Annotated in this window: 24 protein-coding genes; 10 read left to right on the top strand and 14 right to left on the bottom strand. The window is 67.6% G+C overall.

Annotated features, from left to right (window positions below):
* Complete coding sequence (gene nadA, locus NU688_RS15960) at window positions 1-1,119, top strand: quinolinate synthase NadA (protein ID WP_257861673.1); 1,119 nt, start codon at window positions 1-3, stop codon at window positions 1,117-1,119.
* 117 nt (window positions 1,120-1,236) lie between these two features.
* On the opposite strand, the gene NU688_RS15955 is transcribed toward nadA, so the two are convergent.
* The 7 genes from NU688_RS15955 to NU688_RS15925 all read right to left on the bottom strand — a co-directional run bounded on the left by NU688_RS15955 (window position 1,237) and on the right by NU688_RS15925 (window position 6,789).
* On the bottom strand, window positions 1,237-1,599 hold the full coding sequence (locus tag NU688_RS15955) for a 6-carboxytetrahydropterin synthase (RefSeq protein ID WP_257861672.1): 363 nt from the start codon (window positions 1,597-1,599) through the stop codon (window positions 1,237-1,239).
* Between the two features lie 19 nt (window positions 1,600-1,618).
* The gene (gene queE / locus NU688_RS15950) at window positions 1,619-2,257 is read right to left on the bottom strand and encodes a 7-carboxy-7-deazaguanine synthase (protein ID WP_257861671.1); all 639 of its coding nucleotides are present in this window, start codon (window positions 2,255-2,257) and stop codon (window positions 1,619-1,621) included.
* On the bottom strand, window positions 2,254-3,093 hold the full coding sequence (gene panC, locus NU688_RS15945) for a pantoate--beta-alanine ligase (RefSeq protein ID WP_257861670.1): 840 nt from the start codon (window positions 3,091-3,093) through the stop codon (window positions 2,254-2,256). The genes queE and panC overlap by 4 nt, the downstream gene beginning before the upstream one ends.
* A 20-nt stretch (window positions 3,094-3,113) precedes the next feature.
* Complete coding sequence (gene panB / locus NU688_RS15940) at window positions 3,114-4,007, bottom strand: 3-methyl-2-oxobutanoate hydroxymethyltransferase (protein ID WP_257861669.1); 894 nt, start codon at window positions 4,005-4,007, stop codon at window positions 3,114-3,116.
* A gap of 73 nt (window positions 4,008-4,080) precedes the next feature.
* Entirely contained in the window at window positions 4,081-5,652 is a 1,572-nt protein-coding gene (nadB, locus tag NU688_RS15935; RefSeq protein ID WP_257861668.1) for an L-aspartate oxidase, read from the bottom strand.
* Window positions 5,653-5,674: 22 nt separating this feature from the next.
* Window positions 5,675-6,511, bottom strand: coding sequence for a ScpA family protein (locus NU688_RS15930; RefSeq protein ID WP_257861667.1), 837 nt, complete (start codon window positions 6,509-6,511; stop codon window positions 5,675-5,677).
* 71 nt (window positions 6,512-6,582) lie between these two features.
* A complete protein-coding gene (locus NU688_RS15925) occupies window positions 6,583-6,789 on the bottom strand; it encodes a DUF3460 family protein (protein ID WP_198785177.1) in 207 nt (68 codons plus the stop codon).
* 69 nt (window positions 6,790-6,858) lie between these two features.
* Here NU688_RS15925 and NU688_RS15920 point away from each other — a divergent pair, with 69 nt between their 5' ends.
* Complete coding sequence (locus NU688_RS15920; protein WP_257861870.1) at window positions 6,859-7,335, top strand: outer membrane protein assembly factor BamE; 477 nt, start codon at window positions 6,859-6,861, stop codon at window positions 7,333-7,335.
* On the opposite strand, the gene NU688_RS15915 is transcribed toward NU688_RS15920, so the two are convergent.
* Window positions 7,332-8,975 carry a SulP family inorganic anion transporter gene (locus NU688_RS15915; protein WP_257861666.1) on the bottom strand — a complete coding sequence of 548 codons (1,644 nt, stop codon included), beginning with the start codon at window positions 8,973-8,975 and terminating at the stop codon, window positions 7,332-7,334. The genes NU688_RS15920 and NU688_RS15915 overlap by 4 nt on opposite strands.
* 149 nt (window positions 8,976-9,124) lie before the next feature.
* Between NU688_RS15915 and NU688_RS15910 the strand changes: the two genes are divergently transcribed.
* Window positions 9,125-10,846 (top strand): enoyl-CoA hydratase-related protein, encoded by a 1,722-nt coding sequence (locus NU688_RS15910; protein WP_257861664.1) that lies wholly within the window; start codon window positions 9,125-9,127, stop codon window positions 10,844-10,846.
* Between the two features lie 11 nt (window positions 10,847-10,857).
* On the opposite strand, the gene NU688_RS15905 is transcribed toward NU688_RS15910, so the two are convergent.
* Genes NU688_RS15905 through NU688_RS15890 form a run of 4 tightly spaced genes read right to left on the bottom strand, consistent with a single transcriptional unit; the run spans window position 10,858 to window position 14,044 of the window.
* Window positions 10,858-11,073 (bottom strand): hypothetical protein, encoded by a 216-nt coding sequence (locus NU688_RS15905; protein ID WP_198785181.1) that lies wholly within the window; start codon window positions 11,071-11,073, stop codon window positions 10,858-10,860.
* A gap of 33 nt (window positions 11,074-11,106) precedes the next feature.
* Window positions 11,107-12,282: a CaiB/BaiF CoA-transferase family protein gene (locus NU688_RS15900; protein WP_257861663.1), complete on the bottom strand. Its 1,176-nt coding sequence runs from the start codon at window positions 12,280-12,282 to the stop codon at window positions 11,107-11,109.
* Window positions 12,279-13,250 (bottom strand): tripartite tricarboxylate transporter substrate binding protein, encoded by a 972-nt coding sequence (locus tag NU688_RS15895; protein WP_257861662.1) that lies wholly within the window; start codon window positions 13,248-13,250, stop codon window positions 12,279-12,281. Before NU688_RS15895 ends, NU688_RS15900 begins: the two co-directional genes overlap by 4 nt.
* Before the next feature lie 38 nt (window positions 13,251-13,288).
* Window positions 13,289-14,044, bottom strand: coding sequence for an enoyl-CoA hydratase/isomerase family protein (locus NU688_RS15890; protein ID WP_257861661.1), 756 nt, complete (start codon window positions 14,042-14,044; stop codon window positions 13,289-13,291).
* 58 nt (window positions 14,045-14,102) lie between these two features.
* On the opposite strand from NU688_RS15890, the gene NU688_RS15885 reads away from it, so the two are divergent.
* Window positions 14,103-14,774 (top strand): GntR family transcriptional regulator, encoded by a 672-nt coding sequence (locus NU688_RS15885; protein ID WP_257861660.1) that lies wholly within the window; start codon window positions 14,103-14,105, stop codon window positions 14,772-14,774.
* A gap of 7 nt (window positions 14,775-14,781) precedes the next feature.
* Here NU688_RS15885 and metG read toward each other — a convergent pair whose 3' ends face one another.
* Window positions 14,782-16,878 carry a methionine--tRNA ligase gene (gene metG, locus NU688_RS15880; protein WP_257861659.1) on the bottom strand — a complete coding sequence of 699 codons (2,097 nt, stop codon included), beginning with the start codon at window positions 16,876-16,878 and terminating at the stop codon, window positions 14,782-14,784.
* A 101-nt stretch (window positions 16,879-16,979) separates the two neighbouring features.
* Between metG and NU688_RS15875 the strand changes: the two genes are divergently transcribed.
* The 4 genes from NU688_RS15875 to NU688_RS15860 all read left to right on the top strand — a co-directional run bounded on the left by NU688_RS15875 (window position 16,980) and on the right by NU688_RS15860 (window position 20,210).
* Window positions 16,980-17,618 carry an LpxA family transferase gene (locus tag NU688_RS15875; RefSeq protein WP_257861658.1) on the top strand — a complete coding sequence of 213 codons (639 nt, stop codon included), beginning with the start codon at window positions 16,980-16,982 and terminating at the stop codon, window positions 17,616-17,618.
* Between the two features lie 93 nt (window positions 17,619-17,711).
* Entirely contained in the window at window positions 17,712-18,743 is a 1,032-nt protein-coding gene (locus NU688_RS15870) for an isocitrate/isopropylmalate dehydrogenase family protein (protein ID WP_257861657.1), read from the top strand.
* 22 nt (window positions 18,744-18,765) lie between these two features.
* Window positions 18,766-19,473 carry a phosphodiester glycosidase family protein gene (locus NU688_RS15865; protein WP_257861656.1) on the top strand — a complete coding sequence of 236 codons (708 nt, stop codon included), beginning with the start codon at window positions 18,766-18,768 and terminating at the stop codon, window positions 19,471-19,473.
* Window positions 19,474-19,523: 50 nt separating this feature from the next.
* Window positions 19,524-20,210 carry a YceH family protein gene (locus NU688_RS15860; protein WP_257861655.1) on the top strand — a complete coding sequence of 229 codons (687 nt, stop codon included), beginning with the start codon at window positions 19,524-19,526 and terminating at the stop codon, window positions 20,208-20,210.
* Window positions 20,211-20,224: 14 nt separating this feature from the next.
* Here the strand turns inward: NU688_RS15860 and NU688_RS15855 are convergent, their stop codons facing one another.
* Window positions 20,225-20,701 carry an Lrp/AsnC family transcriptional regulator gene (locus NU688_RS15855; RefSeq protein ID WP_257861654.1) on the bottom strand — a complete coding sequence of 159 codons (477 nt, stop codon included), beginning with the start codon at window positions 20,699-20,701 and terminating at the stop codon, window positions 20,225-20,227.
* Window positions 20,702-20,783: 82 nt separating this feature from the next.
* On the opposite strand from NU688_RS15855, the gene NU688_RS15850 reads away from it, so the two are divergent.
* Together NU688_RS15850 and NU688_RS15845 are read left to right on the top strand one after the other, a co-directional pair.
* Window positions 20,784-21,953, top strand: coding sequence for a M20 aminoacylase family protein (locus NU688_RS15850; protein WP_257861653.1), 1,170 nt, complete (start codon window positions 20,784-20,786; stop codon window positions 21,951-21,953).
* Between the two features lie 31 nt (window positions 21,954-21,984).
* A complete protein-coding gene (locus NU688_RS15845; protein WP_257861652.1) occupies window positions 21,985-23,190 on the top strand; it encodes a diaminopropionate ammonia-lyase in 1,206 nt (401 codons plus the stop codon).

Genomic DNA, 23,190 nt, shown 5'->3' with positions numbered 1-23,190 from the left:
ATGTCGTCCCCGGTCATCGACGTCGACTACGAGCAACCCGCCGCGAAGGCCGGTGCCGTCTGCGACACGCGCCACGCCTGGGCGCGCGTGCCCGCCGAGCCCTCGGCGGACCAGCGCGTCGCGCTGAAGGCGCGCATCCGCCGCCTGCTGCGCGAGCGCAATGCGGTGATGGTGTCGCACTTCTACGTGCATCCCGACCTGCAGGACCTGGCCGAGGAAACCGGTGGCATCGTGAGCGATTCGCTCGAGATGGCGCGCTTCGGCCGCGACCACGCCGCCACCACGCTGGTGGTGTCTGGCGTGCGCTTCATGGGCGAGACCTCCAAGATCCTCTCACCCGAAAAACGCGTGCTGATGCCCGATCTCGATGCGAACTGCTCGCTCGACCTGGGCTGCCCGGTCGACGAATTCAGCGCCTTCTGCGACCAGCACCCCGACCGCACCGTGGTCGTCTACGCCAACACCAGCGCGGCCGTGAAGGCGCGCGCCGACTGGCTGGTCACTTCGAGCTGCGCGCTCGACGTGGTGGGCGCGCTGCATGCAGAGGGGCGCAAGATTCTCTGGGGCCCCGACCGCCACCTGGGCGACTATATCCAGCGGCAGACGGGTGCGGACATGGTGAGCTGGAACGGCGCCTGCATCGTGCACGACGAGTTCAAGGCGCTGGAGCTCGAACTGCTCATCAAGGAACACCCCTCGGCAAAAGTGCTGGTGCATCCGGAGTCGCCGGCCGACGTGATTGCGCTGGCCGATGCGGTCGGTTCGACCTCGGCGATCCTGAACGCCGCGCAGCGCATGGATGCGAAGGAATTCATCGTCGCCACCGACACCGGCATGCTGCACAAGCTGCGCACGCTGAATCCCGGCAAGACTTTCATCGAGGCGCCCACGGCCGGCAACGGCGGCACGTGCAAGAGTTGCGCGCATTGCCCTTGGATGGCGATGAACGGGCTCGTCGAGCTGGCGAATGCGCTGGAAACGGGTGCTGGAGAAATCCACGTCGATCCGACGCTGGGCCTGCGTGCCCGCCTGCCGATCGACCGCATGCTGGCGTTCACCGCCGGCCTGAAGAATGGCCAGGCGCCCGGCAGCTTGATCGCAGGCATCGGCGCAGCCTGAACCCGTATTGCTCCTTCCCCCGCTGGGGGAAGGTTGGGATGGGGGCAGGCAGAGCGCTCGATGGATACGCCGCTTGCCCCCACCCCAGCCCTCCCCCGAAAGGGGAGGGAGGAAATCCTAAAACTCCAGCGTGCAGGAATCGCCCAGCGCCTCGCGCCACACGCGAACGCGCGCGAGCGAGGCCCGGAATTCCGGCAGCGCATCCGCAATGAACAGGCAGAGGTTTTCCAGCGTCGGCGGGTGCAGCCCCGCCACATCGTCCAGCAGGTGATGGTCGAGCAGTTCGCGCACGTCGTCGAGCCGCCGCCTCAGCAACCCCAGGTCGATGACCATGCCCGTGACGGCATCGCGCTCGCCCGTGAGCCAGACTTCGGCGTGGTACGTATGGCCGTGGATACGGCGGCTGCCTTCCACCTCGATATCGCGTTTGAGCGTGTGGGCGGCGTCGAAGAAAAAGCGTTGACTGATGGTGAAGCGCATAAAAGAAAAGGGCGAGCGGCTATCGAATGCCGGTGATCTTGTGGGTCTGCACGCTCAGGCGCCACGCTGGTTGGCGCATGCATTCGGCGATGCAGAGTTCGGTGTTGGCCAGGCGGTCGGGGCCATCCATGGGTTGCAGAAAGCGGTGCGTAAATTCCCCGGTGCGCGCCATCGTGTCGAGGTCGAACGCGGTCTGCGGCCACACCAGCTTCAGTTCCTGACCGCGCTGCTGCACCCACGGCGCGCCGGCCTTGGGGCTGATGCAGAGCCAGTCGATGCCTTCGGGCGCGGCGACCGTGCCGTTGCTCTCGACCGCGATGCGGAAGCGCCGCGCATGCAGCGCATCGACCAGCGCGGCATCCACCTGCAAGAGTGGCTCGCCACCGGTGAGCACCACCAGCCGGTGCTCGGCATCGTTGGCAGGCCACTGCGCGGCGATGGTGTCGGCGAGCTGGTCGGCGGTCTTGAACTTGCCGCCCAGCGTGCCGTCGGTGCCGACGAAATCGGTGTCGCAGAAACGGCAGACGGCACTGGCGCGGTCTTCCTCGCGGCCCGTCCAGAGGTTGCACCCGGCAAAGCGGCAGAACACGGCCGGCATGCCCGCCTGGCCGCCTTCGCCTTGCAGCGTGTAGAAGATTTCCTTGACGCTGTAGGTCATGGCGCGGGCACGTCGATTTCGAGGTTGTCGATCAGGCGGGTGCTGCCGAGGCGCGCCGCGGCGAGCGCCACGAGCGGTTCGCCAGCAGACGGCGCCTGCAGGTCGGCGCGGCGGCGCAGCACGAGATAGTCCGGCTGCCAGCCGCGCTCTGTCAGCGTCTGCATGGCCCGCGCTTCGATCGCGGCCAGATCGCGCTCGCCCGATTGCACCGCCGCCGCCATCGCCTTCAGCGCCTTCGACAGCTGCACCGCCTCCGCACGCTCGGTCTCGCTCAGGTAGCCATTGCGCGACGAGAGCGCGAGCCCGTCGTCGGCGCGGAAGGTCTCGCTGCCCACGATCTCGATGGGCAGCGCAAACTGCCGCACCATGTGGCGGATCATCATCAGCTGCTGGTAGTCCTTCTTGCCGAACACCGCCACGCGCGGCTGCACGCAGGTGAAGAGCTTCATCACCACGGTGCACACGCCGATGAAGAAACCGGGGCGGAAGTGCCCTTCGAGGATGTCCGCGAGCGCCGGATCGGGGTGCACCTTGGAGGTCTGCGGCTCGGGGTAGAGCGCCTTCTCATCGGGCGCGAACAGCACGTCGCAGCCGGCGTCGCGCAGCTTGGCGCAATCGCTCTCCCAGGTGCGCGGGTAGGTGTCGAAGTCCTCGTGCGGCAGGAACTGCAGGCGGTTGACGAAGATGCTCGCCACCGTCACGTCGCCCAGCGGCTTGACCTGCGTGACCAGCGCGATGTGGCCATCGTGCAGGTTGCCCATGGTGGGGACGAAGGCGGGGCGCTTGAAAGCCGAGAGATGGTCGCGCAGCTCGGCGATGGTGTGTGCGATGTACATGGAGTCGGTCCCTTTTTTCTTTACCAGGCGTGGAGTTGATCGTCGGGAAAGCTGCCGTCCTTGACGGCCTGCACGTAGGCCTTGAGCGCGGGCAGCACGCCCGGCGCGTCGGCCATGAAGTTGCGCACGAACTTCGGCATCTTCCCGAGGTTGATGCCCAGCATGTCGTGCAACACCAGCACCTGGCCGGCGGTGGCCTTGCCCGCACCGATGCCGATGGTGGCGCAGTGTTTCAGCTCGGTGGTGAGCTCGGCGGCCAGCGCGGCCGGCACCATCTCGAGCACCAGCATCGTGGCACCCGCGTCCTGCAGCGCATGCGCGTGCTGTTTCAGCAGCGCGCCCGCATCGCCCTTGCCCTGCACGCGGTAGCCGCCGAGCGCATGCACGGTCTGCGGCGTGAGGCCCAGGTGCGCGCACACCGGGATGCCGCGCTCGACTAGGAAGCGCACCGTCTCGGTCGTCCAGCCGCCGCCTTCGAGCTTGACCATGTGCGCGCCCGCCTGCATCAGCACCGTCGCGCTGCGCAGCGCCTGCTCGCGCGATTCCTGGTAGCTGCCGAAGGGCAGGTCGGCAATCAGCCAGGCCGTGCCCTGCACGCGGCGCAGGCCCCGCGAGACGCTGTCGGTGTGATAGCGCATGGTCTCCAGGCTCACGCCGACGGTGCTGTTCAGGCCCTGGCAGACCATGCCGAGCGAATCGCCAACCAGAAGGCAATCGACGCCCGCTGCATCGGCCATGGCCGCGAAGGTGGCGTCGTAGGCGGTGAGCATCGAGATCTTTTCGCCGCGCGCGTGCATGTCGGCCAAGCGCGGCAGGCTCACGGGCTTGCGCGAGGCGGGCGTCGAGGCGGGGGGCAGCGTCCCGTAGGGGGAAGCTGGCGTGGTTTCTGGCGATGGGGTGGTGGTGTTCGACATGGTTGGGTTTCTCCCTGCGGGCGTCGGTGGCCGGGCATCCTTGAGTGAAGACAAACGCGAAACGGGTGGGTCGTCAGTCCGTCGACGGCACCAGCACGGTGGGGGCCGTCGGCTCTGCGAGCGAAGGATAGTCGCGGCTGAAATGCAGCCCGCGGCTCTCGTGGCGGGCCTGGGCCGATCGCACGATCAGCTCGGCCACCTGGACCAGGTTGCGCAGCTCCAGCAGGTCGCGCGTGACGTGGAAGTTCGCATAGAACTCCTGGATCTCGGCCTGCAGCAGCGCGATGCGATGGCTCGCGCGCTCCAGCCGCTTGTTGGTGCGCACGATGCCCACGTAGTCCCACATGAAGCGGCGCAGCTCGTCCCAGTTGTGCGAGATGACGACGGCCTCGTCGGCGTCGGTGACGCGGCTTTCGTCCCACGCGGGGAGCTCGGCGCTGTCGTGCGCGGGCGCACCGGCGATGGCGCTCGCCGCGGCGCGCGCGAACACCATGCACTCGACCAGCGAATTGCTGGCAAGCCGGTTGGCGCCGTGCAGGCCCGTGCAGGCGGTCTCGCCGATGGCATAGAGGCCCGGCACGTCGGTGCGGCCGGCAAGGTCGCTGAGCACCCCGCCGCAGGTGTAGTGCGCGGCCGGCACCACAGGAATCGGCTCGCGCGTGATGTCGATGCCCAGCTCGGCGCAGCGCGCGAGGATGTTGGGAAAGTGTTCTTTCAGGAACGCGGCGGGCTGGTGCGAGATGTCGAGGTACACGCAATCGAGCCCGTGCTTCTTCATCTCGAAGTCGATGGCGCGGGCCACCACGTCGCGCGGCGCGAGTTCGGCGCGCTCGTCGTGTTTGGGCATGAAGCGCGTGCCATCGGGCAACTTCAGCAAGCCACCTTCGCCGCGCACCGCCTCGCTGATCAGGAACGACTTGGCATGCGGGTGGTAGAGGCAGGTCGGGTGGAACTGGATGAACTCCATGTTCGACACCCGGCAACCCGCGCGCCACGCGGCGGCAATGCCGTCGCCCGTGGCCGTGTCGGGATTGGTCGTGTACAGGTAGACCTTGCCCGCGCCGCCCGTCGCCAGGATGGTGTGCGGCGCGCGAAAGGCGAGCACCTCGTCGGTGGCGTCGTCCAGCGCGTAGAGGCCCACGCAGGCCGGGTCTTTCAGCCCGAGCTTGGTGCCGGTCACCAGGTCGACCAGCGTGTGGTGTTCGAAGAGCGTGATGTTCGGCGTGCGGCGCACCCGCTCGATCAGCACCTGCTGCACGGCCGCGCCGGTGGCGTCGGTCACGTGCACGATGCGGCGCTGGCTGTGGCCGCCTTCGCGTGTCAGGTGCAAGTCGCCGCCTTCTTCCGAGAACGGCACGCCCAGTTCGCGCAGCCAGCCGATGGCCTCGGGTGCATGCTCCACGACGAAGCGCGTGGCCTCGGGGTCGCAGAGGCCGGCGCCGGCGACGAGCGTGTCTTCCACATGCGCATCGAAGCTGTCGCCCGCGGCCAGCACCGCCGCGATGCCGCCCTGCGCCCAGGCGCTGGAGCCATCGTTCAGCGCGCGCTTGGTGAGCACGGCCACGCGGTGCGTGGGCGCCAGGTGCAGCGCGGCGGAGAGGCCGGCGAGGCCGCTGCCGACGATGAGGACGTCGAAATCGAGCACGGCGGAATTCTCGGTGGTGGGGTCAGGCCGGCGAGTACGCCAGGCGCACGTAGATCGGCGCGAAGGCTTCCGCCTGCGTGATGTCGATCAGCGTTTCCTTCGCGAGCTCCAGCATCGCGATGAAGGTGACGATCAGCACGGGCGTACCGCGCGACACGTCGAAGAGTTTCTCGAATTCCACGAAGCGCTGGCCCTGCAGGTGGCGCAGGATGATGCTCATGTGCTCGCGCACGTTGAGTTCTTCGCGCGAGATCTTGTGGTGCTGCACGAGCTTGGCGCGCTTCATGATGTCGGCCCACGCATCGCGGAGGTCAATCACGTTCACGTCGGGAAAGCGCGGCTTGAGCGACTGCTCGATGTAGACCTGCCCCTTCCAGAAGTCGCGCCCGTAAGTCGGCATCGCGCTGATGGCTGCCGCCTGCAGTTTGGTCTGCTCGTACTCGAGCAGGCGGCGCACGAGCTCGGCGCGCGGGTCTTCGGCCTCTTCGCCCTCCGCCACCTTCTTGGGCGGCAGCAGCATGCGCGACTTGATCTCGATCAGCATCGCGGCCATCAGCAAATACTCGGCCGCGAGTTCGAGATTCGTCTGGCGGATCTCGTCGACGTAGCTCAGGTACTGCCGCGTCAGGCCCGCCATCGGGATGTCGAGGATGTTGAAGTTCTGCTTCCTGATCAGGTAAAGCAGCAGGTCCAGCGGACCTTCGAAGGCTTCGAGAAAGACCTGCAGCGCCTCGGGCGGGATGTACAGGTCTTTCGGCATCGCGAACAGCGGCTCGCCATAGAGCCTGGCGAGCGCGACCTGGTCGACCACCTCGGGCATGGCCATCACCGGCGTGTCGTTGTCCTCGTCTCTTCTCATCGGGCGAATGCTATCAATTCAATAGCTATCGGCGCAATGCGGACGAGGGCTGGATGCCGAACTGGCACCATTTACTTGGATTGGGTCTGGTAGACGTACGGCTGCATCGGCACGCGGGCTTCGCTGTACTCCTCGAGCAGGCCGCGGTCGAGGTTCTTGTCCCAGAGGAGGGCGCGGCCGGCGCGCTGTTCGGCTTCCAGCGTCGGCTTCTTTTCTTTCATCTCCTCGATGAAATTGGTGATCTCGGAAGAGTAGTGGGGGCGGCGGAAGATGGACATAGACTGGACCTTTGTAGCCTGAATTTTACCGGGGACGGCATGGGACATCGGCAACAGTGGCAGATCGGCATGGCAACGGTGTTGCTGGCGGCGGTGATCGGGTTGGTGGGCTGCGACAACCAGCGCATCGCCGAACTGGAAGAAGGCGTCGCGACGGAAGCCGATGTGCGCACCAAATTCGGCCAGCCCGAGAACATCTGGGACGCCCCGGACGGCGGCCGTGTCTTCGAATACAACCGCCAGCCCCAGGGCCAGAAGAACTACATGATCACCATCGGCCGCGACGGCAAGATGAGCGCGCTGCGCCAGGTGCTCACGCCCCAGAACTTCGCCAGGGTGCAGCCCGGGATGATGATGGAAGACCTTCGCAAGCTGCTCGGCAAGCCCGCCAAGGTCACGCCCTATGCGCTCAAGCGCGAGACCGAATGGGAATGGCGCTGGGTGCAGCCGCCGAATTCGCCGATGGTGTTCACCGCGACGCTGAACGATGACCAGCGCGTGGTGCGCAGCGGCTCGTCGCCCGACCGGGCGACCGAAGCCAACTAGCCTTCGGTTGCATGCGGCCGACCGGCCGCCAACTCTTCCGCAAAACCCGAACGCTCGATCACTTCGCGCGGTTGCGGCTGTAAAGACTCGAGCCGCAGCACCCCGTCGCGCGCCAGCACCGCCTTGTGCAACTGGCGCAGCGCATCGACGCCGGTGGCGTCGAGGTAGATGAGGTGCGTGGCGTCGAGCACCACCGTCATGCCGCGCGGCGCGCGCTCGGCCGCATTCACCGCCTCGTCGAGCTTGGCCGCTGCACCGAAGAACAGCGCGCCGTAGATGCGGTAGGTGAGCACTGGCGGCTGCAGCGTCTCGAGCTCGACGCTGAAGAGCCCGCTCATGCGACGGATGAAAAGCGCGCACGCCAGCACGATGCCCACCTGCACCGCCACCGTGAGGTCGAACACCACGGTGAGGAAAAAAGTGCCGAGCATCAGCAGCCGGTAGTGACGGCTGAAGTGCCGCAGCTGGCCCGGCGTGAACTCGCGCCATTCGCCCATGTTCAAGCCGACGAACACCAGGATGCCCGCCAGCACCGCGAGCGGCACATGGCGCGCGAGCGGCGCGGCCAGCAACACCACGGCCATCAGCGTCACCGCATGCACGATGCCCGCGACCGGCGAGCTGCCGCCCGAGCGGATGTTCGTCACGGTGCGCGCGATGGTGCCGGTGGCCGGCATGCCGCCGAAGAAGGGCGTGACGATGTTCGCGATGCCCTGCGCCATCAGCTCCTGGTTCGGGTCGTGGCGCGGCTGGCCGCTGACTTGGTCGGCTACGCGCGCGCACAGCAGCGACTCGATGGCGCCAAGCAGCGCGATGGTCAGCGTCGGTGTGACCAGTTGCTTGACCGTCTCCCAGGAGAAGTCGGGCAGCGCAAAGCTGGGCACGCCTTCGGGAATGCCGCCGAAGCGCGTGCCGATGGTCTCCACCGGCAGCGCGAAGCCCCATGACACCAGCGTGAGCGTGACGAGCGCGACGATCGGCCCCGGCACGCGCGTGCCCATCTGCACCGCGCGCTGCAGCGTCAGGGGGGCCGTCATGCGAGGCAGCCGCCGCCACAGCACCAACCCAGCCACGCAGGCCACGCCGAGCGCGAAGGCATACGGGTTGAAGGTGCCGATCCGCAGCGCCATCGCATGCAGCTGCGAGAACACGTCGGCCGGCATCTTCTCGACCGAGAGCCCGAGCAGGTCTTTCAGTTGCGACAGCAGGATCAGCACCGCGATGCCGTTGGTGAACCCCACCACGATCGACAGCGGCACGAAGCGCACCAGCCGCCCGAGTCCGAAGAGTCCCGCCGCGAACAGGAGCACGCCGGCGCAGGCCGTCGCGATCAGCAGGTTCGCCACCCCGTAGCGCTCGACGATGCCGTAGACGATCACGATGAAGGCGCCGGCCGGCCCGCCGATCTGCACCGCCGAGCCGCCCAGGAGCGAGATCAGGAAGCCCGCGATGATCGCCGTCCAGATGCCGGCCTCGGGCTTGAGCCCCGAGGCGATGGCGAAGGCCATGGCCAGTGGCAGCGCCACGATGCCGACCGTCGCGCCCGCGCCCAGGTCCTTGAAGAAACGCTCCCGGCTGTAGTCCACCATCGCGTCCAGCAGGCGTGGGCGAAAGCGGGTGAGGTTCAGCGGGGAGGGCATGGGTGGCCGATTGTGGCCTGCGTGCCTCGCCGGCAGGGCCGTCGGCCTGCATGCGTACTTTCGATCAACTTATCCAAAACGAAGGATGAAGATACAGTTTTCACATTAATTGACATTTTGAAACTGACATTACAGAGGGAGCCGGGCCCATGCACATCCTGCTTGTCGCAAGCGCGTTCAACAGCCTGACGCAGAGGGTTCTTGCAGAGCTCCAGGACCGCGGCCACACCGTCGGCGTGGAACTGGCCCTGGGCAACGACGACGCCTTGCGCGACGCGGTCCGCACGCATGCGCCCCAGCTCATCGTGGCGCCGATGCTGACCAGCGCGATCCCCGAGGACATCTGGCGCGCCCACACCTGCCTGATCGTCCACCCCGGCCCGCCGGGCGACCGCGGCCCGTCCTCGCTCGACTGGACGCTGCGGGACGGTGCCGAAAGCTGGGGCGTCACCGTGCTCGCGGCCGTCGCCGAGATGGACGCGGGCGATGTCTGGGCCTGGTCGCCGCTGAAGGTGCCGCCATTGGCCGGCAAGAGCGATCTCTACCGCGGCGAGGTGGCCGATGCGGCCATCGACGCGGTGCTGCTCGCGGTCGAGCGCTTCGCCTCGGGCACGTACAAGCCGAAGCGGCAGAAGGCGGCCGATCTCGCGGCGGGTTGGCGTCCGTTTTTGAAGCAGGCCGAGCGCCGCATCGACTGGACCACGGAGACGACCGAGTCGGTGCTGCGCCAGTTGCGCGCCGCCGATTCGCAGCCCGGCGTGCTCGACGAACTGCTCGGCGCGCAGTGGTACTTGCACGGCGCCTACCCCGAAGACGAACTGCGTGGCACGCCCGGCGAGCTGATCGCCACCCGCGCCGGCGCCGTCTGCCGCGCCACCACGGACGGCGCGGTCTGGATCGCGCAACTGCGCCCTTGGCGCGCACCCGGCTCGGGGCTCGCCAGCTTCAAGCTGCCGGCCGCCGATGCGCTCGGCGACCTGCTCCCCGCCGGCCTGCCTGAAGTGCCCGCGCCGCTGCAGCTGCCAGTCAGCCGCCGCACCTGGACCGACATGCGCTACAGCGAGCACGGCGCGCATGGCGCGGTGGGCGTGCTGAACTTCTCGTTCCCCGGCGGCGCGATGAGCAGCGTGCAATGCCGCCGTTTGCTGGAGGCCTATCGCTTCGCCTGCAGCCGGCCGACGTCGGTGCTCGTGCTCGGCGGATTGCGCGACTTTTTCTCCAATGGCATCCACCTCAACGTGATCGAGGCCGCGCCCGATCCGGCCGAGGAGTCGTGGGCCAACATCCACGCGATGAACGACATGGTCGAGGCGGTGATCACCACCACCGACCGGCTCACCGTCGCGGCGCTCGGCGGCAATGCCGCGGCCGGCGGCGTGATGCTCGCGCTCGCGGCCGACGAGGTGTGGTGCAGGGACGGCGCCATCCTCAACCCGCACTACAAGCTCATGGGCCTCTACGGTTCCGAGTACTGGACCTACACGCTGCCGCGCCGCGTGGGCGACAGCGAGGCCGAGCGGCTCACGCAGTCGGCGCTGCCGGTGAGCGCCAAGCGCGCGGTCGAGCTCGGCATGGCCGAGCGCGTGCTGCAGGCCGCGCCGGAAGAGCTGGGTGATGAAGTGATGCGGCTGGCGACGCAGCTCGCGGCCTCGCCCGATCTGGCTGCCCGCATCGCGAAGAAACAGGCCAAGCGCGCGGAAGACGAATCGGTGAAGCCGCTGCAGCAGTACCGCGATGAAGAACTGACGCACATGCGCCGCAATTTCTTCGACCGGAGCGAGCCGCACGCGGCCTTGCGCTCGGCGTTCGTCCGCAAGGAAAAGGCGCAGCACACGCCCGCGCACGTCGCGCGGCTGGGCCTGCCGCGCTGAGTTCCAGTTCCTTACTTACTGTCCGGAATGACCGCGTCGGCCGCCGCGCCCACGGCCTTGCCGGTGATGCGCGCGGTGCCGATGGCCGCGTCCGCGGCTAGGCCGACTGCACTGGCGCCCACGCTCACGGCGGTGCCTGCGACGGTGACCACGGCGCAGCCGCTCGACAGCATGGCGCCGAGCAGCGCAAGAACCAGAAGTCGGAAGCGGGGGCGGAGGCTTTGCATGCGCGGATTTTGCACCCGGCCCGGTGCCCGAACCTAGTCCTGCGCCAGCCCCGCCAGGATCGCATCCCGGTCCTGGTCCAGCCGCGGCGGCTGCCGCAGCACCTGCGTGCGGTGCGCGCCCACATGCACCGGATTCCCCGCGACGGTGAGCGACCGGCCGCCCTGCGTCTTCACCTGCACCAGCATCTCGCGCGCCTGCACCTGCGGGTCTTTCACCACCGCGGCGATGTCGTTGTACTCGCCGGTCGGGATGTTGTGCGCCATCAGGAGTGCCTGCCAATGGGCGCAAGGCGCTGAGGCCAGGCGCTGCTCCAGCAACTGCTTCAGCGCTTCGTGATGCTGGCAGCGCGCGGGGTTGGTGGCAAAGCGCGCATCGTCCAGCAGCGCCGGCAGTTCGAGCGCGGCGCACAGGCGCTGGAACAGCGCGTCGTTGCCTGCCGCGATCACGAACCAGCCGTCCGCCGCGCGGAACACGTCGAACGGCGTGATCGACGGGTGCCGCGAGCCGATCGGACCGGGCGTGCGCCCGTCGGCTTCCATGCGCGAGATCGCGTTCTCGAGCAGCGCGACCTGGCAGTCGAGCATCGCCACGTCCACGCGATCGCCGAGGCCGGTGCGCCCGCGCTGCAGCAGCGCGGCCTGCGTGCCGATGGCCGCGTAGAGGCCGGCACCCAGGTCGCCGATCGACACGCCCACCCGCGTCGGCGGCGCGCCCGGGTGGCCGGTCAGGCTCATGATGCCGCCCATCGCCTGCACCACCATGTCGTAGGCGGGGCGCCTGCTGTACGGGCCCGTCTGGCCGAAGCCCGAGACCGAGGTGAACACGAGTTTCGGAAAGCGCGCGTGCAGCGTGGGCCAGTCATAGCCCAGCTTCTCCATCGTGCCGGGCCGGAAGTTCTCGACCAGCACGTCGGCCGTGGCCAGCAGCCGTTCGAAGATAGCTCGGTCGGCCGGTGCCTTCAGATCCAGCGCGATCGACTCCTTGTTGCGGTTGACCGACATGAAATAGGCCGAGTCGCCCTCCACGAACGGGCCGATCTGCCGCGCGTCGTCGCCGAGGCCGGGCTGCTCCACCTTGATGACGCGCGCGCCCAGGTCGGCGAGCAGCAGCGTGCAGTAGGGGCCCGCGAGCACGCGCGTCAGGTCGACGACGGTGAAGCCCTGCAACGGGCCGCCCCGCGGTGTGCCTTGAGATGTGCCCGGCGTCATTCGACGGTCGCGCCGGAGCGCTCGGTGAGTTCCTTCGCCTTCGCGCCTTCGGCCAGTGCCCAGGTGCGGAATTCGGCGAGCGACTTCGAGGGCGCCGACTCGTTGCCCGACTTCTCCAGCCGCGCCTTCACGTCGGGATCGTTGAGCGCCGCCACGCTCGCATCGAAGAGCTTCTGCGCCATCTCAGGCGGCAGGCCCGCGGGTGCGAAGAGGCCGAACCAGAAGGTGTAGTCGTAACCCTTCACACCGGCCTCGGCGACGCTCGGCACATCGGGAAAGAGCGGCGAGCGCTGGCCCGAGGTGACGGCCAGCACGCGCAGCTTCTGGCCCTGCGCCATCGGCAGCACCGAGGGCGGCGTGCCGAAGGTCAGTTGCACGTCGCCGGCGGCAACCGCCTGGATCGAGGGGGCGCCGCCCTTGTACGGCACGTGGAGCATGGTTACGCCGGCCGCTTTTTCGAACGACAGGCCCGCCAGGTGCGTCACCACGCCGGTGCCCGACGACGAATACGCGAGCTTGCCGGGGTTCTGCCGCGCTTCGGCGATCAGCGCCTGCACGGTCTTCGCGCTCACGTCCTTGTTGACCGCGAGCAGCATCGGCGCGGAGCTCCAGCGCGAGATCGGCACGAAGCTCTTCGCCCCGTCGTACTTCACGGCCTTGTAGAGCAGCTTGTCGCTGCCGTAGAGATTGCCGCTGCCCAGCAGCAGCGTGTAGCCGTCGGGCGCCGCGCGCGCGACCTGGTCCGATGCGATGGTGGTGCCCGCGCCGGGCTTGTTGTCGATGACGATGGGCTGCCCGAGGATCTTGGCGAGCTTGTCGCTCACGATGCGTGCCACCGTGTCGGCGCCGCCACCAGCGGGGAAACCGACCACCAGCGTGATCGGGCGCGAGGGGTAGGTGTCTGCAAAGGCGCCGGCCGAGGCGAGCAGGGCGGTCACTGCAAAAGAAATGGTTCGAAGCTTGTTCACTTGTTGTCTCCTGTGTCGGGTCGAAGGGGAGGCCGCGCTCAGCGGCCCTTGAAGACCGGCGGGCGCTTCTCGCGCCAGGCGCGGCCGCCTTCGGCCAGGTCTTCGGAAGCGACGGTGCGCTGCACCTCGCGCAGGATCGAAGCGGCATCGGCGGTGCCGCGCGCGATCTGGTTCAGGTGCTTCTTCATGCCGAGCAGCGCGAGCGGCGCCATGCCGGCGAGCGTGGTGCGAAGGCGCAGCACTTCGGCGTCGAGCGCCGGCGCGTCATCGACCAGTTGCGTGAGGAATCCGCAGTCGCGCATCGCGGGGCCGTTGAGCTTCTCGGCGGTCAGGAAGAGCCGCTTGGCCGTGTCGATCCCGAGCCGCGACACGTAGCGCTCCATGCCGCTCTGGTAGTAGTGCAGGCCGAGCCGGGCGGCGGGCATGAACATCTCGGCGCCGCGCACGCCCACGCGGAAGTCGCAGGCCAGCACCAGGTCGGTGGCGCCGCCGAAGACGCCGCCATGCACCGCGGCGATGGTCACGGCGCGGCAGTTTTCCAGCGCATCGACCATGTCGCCGAAGCTGCTGCCCTCCGCCTGGCTGCTGGTGGCCACCTCTGATATATCGTAGCCGCTGCAAAAGTACTTGCCTTCGGAACGCAGGACCAGCACGAGCACCTCGGTCGAGCGATTCACTGTCTCTACGTGGCGAACGAGCTCGGGCAGATCCTCCGGCGTCAACTTGTTGGCGACGCTGGGGCGGCGCAGCGTCACGTAGGCGACGCGGCCGTCGATCTCTAGGGATGGAAGCATTGATGTACCAAATAGATGAATTGATATATCTGTAAGGTTAGCTAATATCCAGATTCCCATGCAACCCGCGAAAACCCTCGACACCAGCAGCCTGCAGGACCAGATCCGCAGCCGCCTCGAACACGACATCCTGGAAGGCACGCTGTCCCCCGGCATGCCCATCGACGAAAAGGCGCTGGCCCTGAGCTTCAACACCTCGCGCACGCCGGTGCGCGAGGCGCTGCTGCTGCTCAGCGCACGGGGCTTGGTCGAGATCGTTCCGCGCACCGGCATCTACGTGCGCCAACTGCGGGCGAACGAACTGGTCGCGATGATGGAAGCGCTCGGCGAACTCGAAGGGGTGCTGGCGCGGCTGGCCGCCTTGCGCATCGGGCCGGCGCTGCGGGGTGAACTGCAACTCGCGCTCGACGGCACGGCCGCCATGGCGGAGGCCGACGACGCCGAGGGCTACCAGCGCGCCAACGCCGCGCTGCACGATGTGATCTACCGCGCGAGCGGCAATCCGTTCATCGTCGAGCAGGCGCAGACGGTGCGCCTGCGCATCGCGGCCTACCGGGGGCGGATGTTCGAGAAGCCCGGCCGGCTCGCCGCCTCACAGCGGGAGCACGAGCGGGTGGTGGAGTGGATCCTCAAGGGCCACGCCGACAACGCCGCGGAGGCGATGCGCGACCACATATCGGTCGGCGGCAAGGTGTTTGCCGACCTCGTGCTGAACAACAGGTTCGGCTAGTTTTTCGTCAGCGAACCCGCATGCCCGGCGTTGCGCCCGGCCACGGTTCGAGCACATGGATGCCCGGGTTGGCTTTTTCGTCGCCGTGGCTTGCGGCCAGCACCATGCCTTCGCTGATGCCGAACTTCATCTTGCGCGGCGCGAGGTTCGCGACCAGCACCGTGAGCTTGCCCACGAGCTGCTCGGGCTGGTAGGCCGAGGCGATGCCGCTGAAGACGTTGCGGGTCTTGCCTTCGCCCGCGTCGAGCGTCAGGCGCAGCAGCTTGGTCGAGCCCTCGACCTTCTCGCAGGCCACGATCTTGGCGATGCGCAGGTCGATCTTCACGAAGTCGTCGATGGTGATCGTGGGTGCGATGGCTTCGCCGCCGGGCAGCGCATCCGTCGCGGCTTCCACGGCAGCGGCGGCCACCGGTTCGGGCGCGTCGAACAGTTTGTCGACCACCTTGGCATCGGCTCGCTGCATCAGGTGCTTGTAATCGCCGATCGCGTGGCCCACGGGCAGCGGCTGCGCGGCATCCGGCCAGACCAGTGGCTTGATCCTTAGGAAAGCCTCGACATTCACGGCGAGCGCCGGCAGCACCGGCTTCAGGTACAGCGTGAGCAGGCGGAAGGCCTCGATGCACACCGTGCACACGTCGTGCAGGCGCGCCTCGGCGCCTTCCTTCTTGGCCAGTTCCCAGGGCTTGTTCTGGTCGACGTACTCGTTCACCTTGTCGGCCAGCGCCATCACTTCGCGCAGCGCACGGGCGTAGTCGCGGCCGTCGTAGAGCGAATGGATCTGGCCGGCCGCCTCGCGCAGCGCGAACAGCAGCGCGTCGCCATCGGCCGACACCTCGCCCAGCTTGCCGCCGAAGCGCTTGCCGATGAAGCCCGCCGCGCGGCTCGCGATGTTGATGTACTTGCCCACGAGGTCGCTGTTGACACGCGCGACGAAGTCCTCGGGGTTGAAGTCGATGTCTTCGTTCCGGCCATTGAGCTTGGCGGCGATGTAGTAGCGCAGCCATTCGGGGTCCAGGCCGATCGAGAGGTACTTCAGCGGATCGATGCCGGTGCCGCGGCTCTTGCTCATCTTCTCGCCGCTGACCGTGAGGTGGCCGTGCACGTACACCGCGTCGGGCGCCTTGCGGCCGCTGAAGTGCAGCATCGCGGGCCAGAAGAGGGTGTGGAAGGTGATGATGTCCTTGCCGATGAAGTGCACCTGCTCCAGGTCCGGGTCGGCCATGTACTCGGTGTACGAGATGCCGTCGCCGCCCAGTTCGATGCAGCGCTTGTCCAGCAGGTTCTTGAGCGACGCGAGGTAGCCCACAGGCGCGTCGAGCCACACGTAGAAGTACTTGCCTGGCGCATCGGGGATCTCGATGCCGAAGTAGGGCGCATCGCGGCTGATGTCCCAGTCGCCCAGGCCACCCTTGCCTTCGTCGTCCTTGTAGAGCCATTCGCGGATCTTGTTCTGCACCTCGGACTGCACGTGACCGGGGGCGGCGGTCCATTCCTTCAGGTAGGCCTCGCAGCGCGGGTCCGAGAGCTTGAAGAAGAAGTGCTCCGAGCTGCGCAGCTCGGGCTTGGCGCCCGAGAGGGCCGAGTAGGGGTTGATCAGCTCGGTGGGCGCGTACACGGCGCCGCACACCTCGCAGTTGTCGCCGTACTGGTCCTTCGAATGGCAGTTCGGGCACTCGCCCTTGATGAAGCGGTCGGCCAGGAACATGCCCTTTTCGGGGTCGTAGAACTGCTCGACGCTCTTGGTCTCGATGAGGCCGTTGGCGCGCAGGTCGCGGTAGATGTCCTGCGCGAGCTGGTGGTTCTCGGGCGCGTCGGTCGAGTGCCAGTTGTCGAACGAGATGTAGTAGCCGTCGAGGTAGGGCTTGCGGCCCGCCGCGATCTCGGCCACGAAGGCCTGCGGCGTCACGCCGGCCTTGTCGGCCGCGATGGTGATGGCCGCGCCGTGCGCGTCGTCGGCACAGACGAAGTTGACCTCGGCGCCGTTCATTCGCTGGTTCCGCACCCAGATGTCGGCCTGGATGTACTCCATCATGTGGCCGATGTGGAACTTGCCGTTGGCATACGGCAGGGCGGTGGTGACGAAGAGCTTGCGCGGGGCGGACATCGGGGAGGGCGCTTTCGGGGAGTGGCGGACGGGGAACCGGGCATTTTAGGTGGCCGCGTCCGTCCCGCGCCCGTCCCGGTGTTTGATGGCAGCATCGCCCCATGCCGCACGCCATCGACCTCCCCTCGTACATCGCCGGATTCGCCGCGTCTCCCCTCGCACGATGGAGCGCCTCGATGCCCTGGGAGTTGACGAAGCAGGCTCCGGAAATCGTGCGCCGGCTGCTGGCGGAACTGCCGGTCGGGGCGTACACCATCGAGGGTGACATCGCCATCCACCGCGGCGCCAGGGTCGAGGCCGGCGCGGTGCTCAAGGGTCCCCTGATCCTCGGCGCCGACAGCTTCGTGGCCGCGGGCGCCTACCTGCGCGGCGGCAACTGGGTCGATGCGCGCTGCACCATCGGCCCGGGCACCGAGCTCAAGTCTTCGTTCGTCTTTGCAGGCACGGCGCTGGCGCACTTCAATTTCGTCGGTGATTCGGTGATTGGCGCGGGCGTCAACATGGAAGCCGGCAGCATCGTCTGCAACCACCGCAATGAGCGCGCCGCCAAGGAAATCTTCGTGCGCAGCGGCGAGGGCGGGGCGCTGCAGCCCACGGGCTGCGAGAAGTTCGGCGCGCTCGTCGGCGATGGCGCGCGCATCGGGGCCAACGCGGTGATTGCGCCCGGCGCATTGCTGCGGCCCGGCCATGTCGTCGGCCGCGCCTCGCTGCTCGACCAGGAGCTGCCCGGCCACGCGTGACCCGCCCCAGTGACCCATGAATCCGCGGGGTGTCTCGCGCGCGACGTATGCTTCGACCCCCGATACAGAACGCCAGAAAGCGAGCCGCAGCCGATGACCACTCCCATTCCCGCAACCCTCATCCCCGGCGATGGCATCGGCCCCGAAATCGTCGACGCCACGCTGGCCGCACTCGATGCGCTGAAGGCGCCCTTCACCTGGGACACCCAGATCGCCGGCCTCGGCGGCGTCAAGGCCTCGGGCGATCCGCTGCCCAAGGCCACGCTCGACAGCATCCGCACCACCCGCCTCGCGCTCAAGGGCCCGCTCGAAACACCTTCGGGCGGCGGCTACCGCTCCTCGAACGTGCGGCTGCGAGAAGAATTCCAGCTCTACGCCAACCTGCGCCCCGCGCGCACCATCATCCCGGGCGGCCGCTTCGACAAGATCGATTTGATGATCGTGCGCGAGAACCTCGAAGGCCTCTACATCGGCCACGAGCACTACGTGCGCATCGACGACGACCCGCATGCCGTGGGCATGGCCACCGGCATCAATACGCGGCAGGGCTGCCGCCGGGTGCTCGAGTACGCGTTCGAGACCGCCATCGCCACCGGCCGCAAGAAGGTCACGCTGGTGCACAAGGCCAACATCATGAAGGTGCTGACCGGCCTGTTCCTGGAAACCGGCGAGCAGCTCTACGCGGAAAAGTACAAGGGCAAGTTCGAGCTCGATTCGATCATCGTGGACGCCTGCGCCATGAAGCTGGTGCTCAACCCCTGGCAGTTCGACATGCTGGTGACGACCAACCTGTTCGGCGACATCCTCTCGGACCTCGTGGCCGGCCTCGTCGGCGGCCTGGGCATGGCGCCCGGCGCCAACATCGGCACCGATGCGGCGATCTTCGAAGCGGTGCACGGCTCGGCGCCCGACATCGCCGGCAAGGGCATCGCCAACCCCACCGCGCTGCTGCTGGCCGCCGCGATGATGCTCGACCACACCAAGATGCCCGAGCTGGCCACGCGCCTGCGCACGGCCATCGACCAAACGCTGAACATCGACAACGTGCGCACCGGCGACCTGGGCGGCACGGCGAACACCGCCGCCTTCACGAAGGCGCTGGTCAGCCGCATCAACGGCGGTTGATCCGACGGCGCAAGGCGTGGCCATGAGAAAGCTTCTGCTTCTGTTGGCCGTCTTCCTCGCGAACTGCGCATCCGTTGCAGCGGACCCGCGCTACACGGTGGTGAAGGTCGACCTTCGCACCGAGAAGCTCGCGCTGTTCCTGAACGACGACACGGGCGTCGCGTTCAAGCGTTTCGACCGGCTCGATGCCTGGCTGAAGGCGCACGGCAGGCAACTCGTCTTCGCGGTCAACGCCGGCATGTACCACGCGGATTTCTCGCCGGTCGGGCTTTTCGTGCGCGACGGCCGCGAAGAGGCGCCGCTCAACCTGGCGAGCGGCGCCGGCAACTTCTTCCTGAAGCCGAACGGCGTGTTCCTCGTCACCGATGACGGACCCCGGGTGATCGAGTCTTCGGAGTACCCGGCGTTCGCCAGGCGCGGCGTTGTGCAGCTGGCCACGCAGTCCGGCCCGCTGCTGCTGCGCCATGGCGTCTTGCATCCGGCGCTCATTCCGAATTCCGACTCGCGCAAGATCCGCAATGGCGTCTGCGCGACGGGCCACACGGCGATCTTCGTGATGAGCGAGACGCCGGTGAATTTTTACGATTTCGCGCTGTACTTCCGCGACGTGCTGCGTTGCCGCGACGCCCTGTACCTCGACGGCACCGTCTCGGCGCTGTACTCGAAGGCATTGGGGCGTAATGACTTCGTGCGCGAACTGGGGCCGATACTCGGCGTGGTGTCGCCATGAACCCATCGGCGGCCCCTTGTGTTTCCACTTTCGAATCCTGCCTCTGAGCCATGTCCACACCGCTGCCCATCCTGTCCCTTCTCGAAACCCGCGTGCTCGGCGTGCTCGCCGAAAAGCAGCGCACCGTGCCTGACAGCTATCCGCTCACGCTCAATTCGCTGGTCTCGGGCTGCAACCAGAAGACCAGCCGCAACCCGGTGCTCGAACTCACCGAGTCGCAGATCCAGTCCGCCATCGACAGCCTCAAGGGCTACAGCCTCGTTGCCGAAAGCAGCGGCGGCCGCGCGTTCCGCTACGAGCACAACATCGACCGCGTGCTGCGCATTCCCTCGCAGTCGGTGATCCTGCTCACCGTGCTGATGCTGCGCGGGCCGCAGACGGCCGGCGAACTGCGCATCGCCTGCGACCGCATGCACAACTTCGCGGACATCTCGTCGGTCGAAGGCTTTCTCGACGAGCTTTCGGAGCGACCGGCCGGCGCGCTGGTGGTGAAGCTGGCGCGGCTGCCCGGCGCGCGCGAAAGCCGCTGGGCGCACCTGCTGAGCGGCCAGCCTGCGGAGGAAGTCGCGGGGCCGGCCGGCGCCTCGGGCGACGGGGCGTATGCATCGCACGACGCATCGCTGGGCGAAGTCGCGGCTTTGAAGGCCAATGTGGCGCGGCTTGAAGCCGAGCTGGCATCGCTGAAGGCGCTGGTGGGACGGGTGTGCTCGGAGCTCGGGATTTCCGACGCGCAGTGACGACGCCGTAGCCCCTATGCCGGCCGCACCGGCACATCCAGGCTGACCTTCACCGGGTCCATCGTGACCAGCGTGCGAAAGCGCTTCACGTTGTTGTTCTGGAAGAAAAGCTGCCGGCTCAGCGCGGTGTACTGCGCCATGTCCTGCACCACGAGGACGAGGATGAAGTCCCATTCGCCCGTCACGTAATAGCACTGCTGCACCTGCGGGCACGCCCTGAAACTCTGTTTCATCGCATCGAGCAGGTCGATGCGCTCGCTCTCGACTTCCACTTCGGCCACGATGGACAGCGGATGGCCCAGCGCGGCGGGGGCGAGCACCGCGCCGTAGCGCCGGATCACGCCGTCGTCGCGCATGCGCTTGAGCCGCCGGTTCACGGCGGCCGTCGACAGATGAACGCGCTCGCCCAGTTCGCTTTGCGACATGCGGCTGTTGGCCTGGATCAGCTCCAGCAGGCGAAGGTCGAGGGCATCGAGGGGGGAGGAGGTCATGCAGGCCGTGTACGCAAAAACGTTGCGTCGAAGGGCCCGATTTTGCGTGCCCGTATCGCTGCATTGTCAATAGCATCGCGTCATGAAATTCCCCGACGAACCCTTGCGCGACCAGCTCTCGGGCTGGCGCCGCCAGCTGCATGCGATGCCCGAGACGGGCTTCGAGGAGGCGAAGACCTCGGCCTTCGTTGCCAGCGTGCTGAAGGCGCTGGGCCTGGAGGTGCATGCCGGCATCGGCGGCACCGGGCTCGTGGCGAACCTGAAGGTCGGCAGTGGCAAGGGCGTGATCGGCCTGCGCGCGGAAATGGACGCGCTCAACATCACCGAGGTGCCGACCGACCGCGCCTACGCTTCGGCCACGCCTGGAAAGATGCACGCCTGCGGCCACGACGGCCACATGTCGATCGTCCTCGGCGCGGCACGCCTGCTGCGGGAACGGCAGGATTTCGACGGCACTGTGCGCTTCATCTTCCAGCCTGCCGAGGAGCACGGCCGCGGCGCCAAAGCCATGATGGACGACGGCCTTTTCGCGCGTTTTCCGGTCGACGAGATCTACGGCCTGCACAACATGCCGGGCATGCGCGCTGGCACGATTTCGACACGCGCGGGCGGCCTCATGGCGAGCGAGGACAACTTCGTCATCCACGTGAAGGGCCGCGGCACGCATGCCGCGCGGCCGCACATGGGGATCGATCCGATCGTCATCGGCGCGCAGATCGTGCTCGCGCTGCAGGCCATCGTCTCGCGCACGCTCGACCCGGGCGCGCAGGCGGTGGTCTCGTGCACCGAGTTCATCACCGACGGCATCCGCAATGCGATTCCGTCGAACGTGATCATCAAGGGCGACACGCGCAGCTATGACCCTGAGGTGCAGAAGATGCTGGCCGCGCGCATGCGCGAGATCAGCGAAGGCATCTGCCGCATGCATGGCGCTGGGTGCGACTTCAGCTACACGCACGAGTTCGCACCCACCGTGAACTGGGCCGAATGCGTGCCTGTCGCAGTGGCGGCGGCCACGGTCGTCGTGGGAGCGGAGAACGTCGATGCCAATGTGGCGCCGATGATGATTTCCGAGGACTTCGGCGCCTTCCTGAAGGTGGTGCCCGGCGCCTTCGTGTTCCTGGGCAACGGCGCCGAGGGCGCGCCCGGCAGTACGCCGCTGCACAACGGCAGCTACGACTTCAACGACGAGGTGCTCGCGACGGGCGCCCGTTACTTCGCGGAAATCGTCCGCCTGCGCCTTCCGCGCTGATCGACAAGACAACCCTTTTTCTTTCTGCCCCATGCTGGTCATCAACAAGAACGCCATCCGCGGCGCCTACCCCGGCGAGCTTCGCGACATCCTCAGCATCGCCGAGGCGAAGCGCACGCGCGGTTGGCTCTCGCGCTGGTCGCAACTCGCGCCCGAGCCCACGCCGCTCTGGCAACTGCCCGACATGGCGGAAGAACTGGGCGTGGCCGGCATCTTCGTGAAGGACGAGTCGAAGCGCTCGTCGCTCGGCAGCTTCAAGGCACTCGGCGCGCCGGCCGCGCTGGTGCGGCTCGTCCTGCGGGCCCATCCCGCCTGGGAACCGGTGGCCGTGTTGCGCGGCGCGCACGCGGCGCAACTGCAGTCGCTGGTCGTCATCAGCGCCACCGACGGCAACCACGGGCGCGCGCTCGCGGCCGCGGCGCAAAGCATCGGCGTGCGCTGCGTGATCGTGCTGCACAAGCATGTGAGCGTGGAACGCGAAACCGCCATCGCGGCCTTCGGCGCGGAAATCGTGCGCATCGAGGGCAACTACGACGCCTCGGTCGCACATGCAGCCGCGCTGGCGCAGGCGCACGGCTGGCAGGTGGTTTCCGACACCTCCTATGCCGGCTACGAAGACATTCCGCGCGACGTGATGCAGGGCTACGGCATCCTGGCCGACGAGGTGATGGAGCAGCAGGAGGGCACGGCGATGTTCTCGCATGTGATCCTGCAGGGCGGCGTCGGCGGGCTGGCCGCGGGCGTGGCGAGCTACCTGTGGGAGCAGTACGGCGAGAGGCGGCCGACCCTCATCGTCGTCGAGCCGCGCCAGGCCGATTGCCTGCTGCAGAGCGCGATCAACGGCCATGCATCGAATGCCACCGGCAGCGTCGACTCGGTGATGGCCGGCCTCGCCTGCGGGGAAACCTCGCCGCTGGCCTGGCGCTTTCTGGCGCCCTCGGTCGATGCCTTCCTCACCATCGAGGACGGCGATGCGGTCGAGGCGATGCGCCTCCTGGCGCGCGGCTCGGCGCACGACAGCCCCATCGTGAGCGGCGAATCGGGTGCGGCGGGCATTGCGGCCTTGCGTGTGCTCACGCTGTCAGACGACCTGTGGCGAAAGGTGCGCCTCGATGTGCGCTCGAAGGTGCTGCTGATCAGCACCGAAGGTGCGACCGCGCCCTCGGTGTACCGCGATCTTGTCGGGCTCGATGCGGACGATGTCCTGCGCAGGCAGAGTGGGCCGGTGCGGGTCTAG

Origin of the sequence: Variovorax sp. ZS18.2.2, assembly GCF_024701975.1 — a bacterium.
GTDB lineage: Bacteria > Pseudomonadota > Gammaproteobacteria > Burkholderiales > Burkholderiaceae_C > Variovorax.
The sequence above is the reverse complement of the archived record's forward strand: the minus strand, read 5'-3'. Positions and strand labels throughout refer to the sequence as shown.

Excerpts from the sequence above, each read along its gene's own strand:
- NU688_RS15905 (WP_198785181.1), bottom strand. The coding sequence starts at position 11,073 with ATGCAAAGCCTCCGCCCCCGCTTCCGACTTCTGGTTCTTGCGCTGCTC.
- queE (WP_257861671.1), bottom strand. The coding sequence starts at position 2,257 with ATGACCTACAGCGTCAAGGAAATCTTCTACACGCTGCAAGGCGAAGGC.
- NU688_RS15855 (WP_257861654.1), bottom strand. The coding sequence starts at position 20,701 with ATGACCTCCTCCCCCCTCGATGCCCTCGACCTTCGCCTGCTGGAGCTG.
- NU688_RS15850 (WP_257861653.1), top strand. The coding sequence starts at position 20,784 with ATGAAATTCCCCGACGAACCCTTGCGCGACCAGCTCTCGGGCTGGCGC.
- panC (WP_257861670.1), bottom strand. The coding sequence starts at position 3,093 with ATGTACATCGCACACACCATCGCCGAGCTGCGCGACCATCTCTCGGCT.
- NU688_RS15930 (WP_257861667.1), bottom strand. The coding sequence starts at position 6,511 with ATGAGAAGAGACGAGGACAACGACACGCCGGTGATGGCCATGCCCGAG.
- NU688_RS15860 (WP_257861655.1), top strand. The coding sequence starts at position 19,524 with ATGTCCACACCGCTGCCCATCCTGTCCCTTCTCGAAACCCGCGTGCTC.
- metG (WP_257861659.1), bottom strand. The coding sequence starts at position 16,878 with ATGTCCGCCCCGCGCAAGCTCTTCGTCACCACCGCCCTGCCGTATGCC.
- NU688_RS15915 (WP_257861666.1), bottom strand. The coding sequence starts at position 8,975 with ATGCCCTCCCCGCTGAACCTCACCCGCTTTCGCCCACGCCTGCTGGAC.
- NU688_RS15875 (WP_257861658.1), top strand. The coding sequence starts at position 16,980 with ATGCCGCACGCCATCGACCTCCCCTCGTACATCGCCGGATTCGCCGCG.
- NU688_RS15870 (WP_257861657.1), top strand. The coding sequence starts at position 17,712 with ATGACCACTCCCATTCCCGCAACCCTCATCCCCGGCGATGGCATCGGC.
- panB (WP_257861669.1), bottom strand. The coding sequence starts at position 4,007 with ATGTCGAACACCACCACCCCATCGCCAGAAACCACGCCAGCTTCCCCC.
- NU688_RS15955 (WP_257861672.1), bottom strand. The coding sequence starts at position 1,599 with ATGCGCTTCACCATCAGTCAACGCTTTTTCTTCGACGCCGCCCACACG.
- NU688_RS15910 (WP_257861664.1), top strand. The coding sequence starts at position 9,125 with ATGCACATCCTGCTTGTCGCAAGCGCGTTCAACAGCCTGACGCAGAGG.
- NU688_RS15920 (WP_257861870.1), top strand. The coding sequence starts at position 6,859 with ATGGCAACGGTGTTGCTGGCGGCGGTGATCGGGTTGGTGGGCTGCGAC.
- NU688_RS15925 (WP_198785177.1), bottom strand. The coding sequence starts at position 6,789 with ATGTCCATCTTCCGCCGCCCCCACTACTCTTCCGAGATCACCAATTTC.
- NU688_RS15845 (WP_257861652.1), top strand. The coding sequence starts at position 21,985 with ATGCTGGTCATCAACAAGAACGCCATCCGCGGCGCCTACCCCGGCGAG.
- NU688_RS15890 (WP_257861661.1), bottom strand. The coding sequence starts at position 14,044 with ATGCTTCCATCCCTAGAGATCGACGGCCGCGTCGCCTACGTGACGCTG.
- nadA (WP_257861673.1), top strand. The coding sequence starts at position 1 with ATGTCGTCCCCGGTCATCGACGTCGACTACGAGCAACCCGCCGCGAAG.
- NU688_RS15865 (WP_257861656.1), top strand. The coding sequence starts at position 18,766 with ATGAGAAAGCTTCTGCTTCTGTTGGCCGTCTTCCTCGCGAACTGCGCA.
- NU688_RS15900 (WP_257861663.1), bottom strand. The coding sequence starts at position 12,282 with ATGACGCCGGGCACATCTCAAGGCACACCGCGGGGCGGCCCGTTGCAG.
- NU688_RS15885 (WP_257861660.1), top strand. The coding sequence starts at position 14,103 with ATGCAACCCGCGAAAACCCTCGACACCAGCAGCCTGCAGGACCAGATC.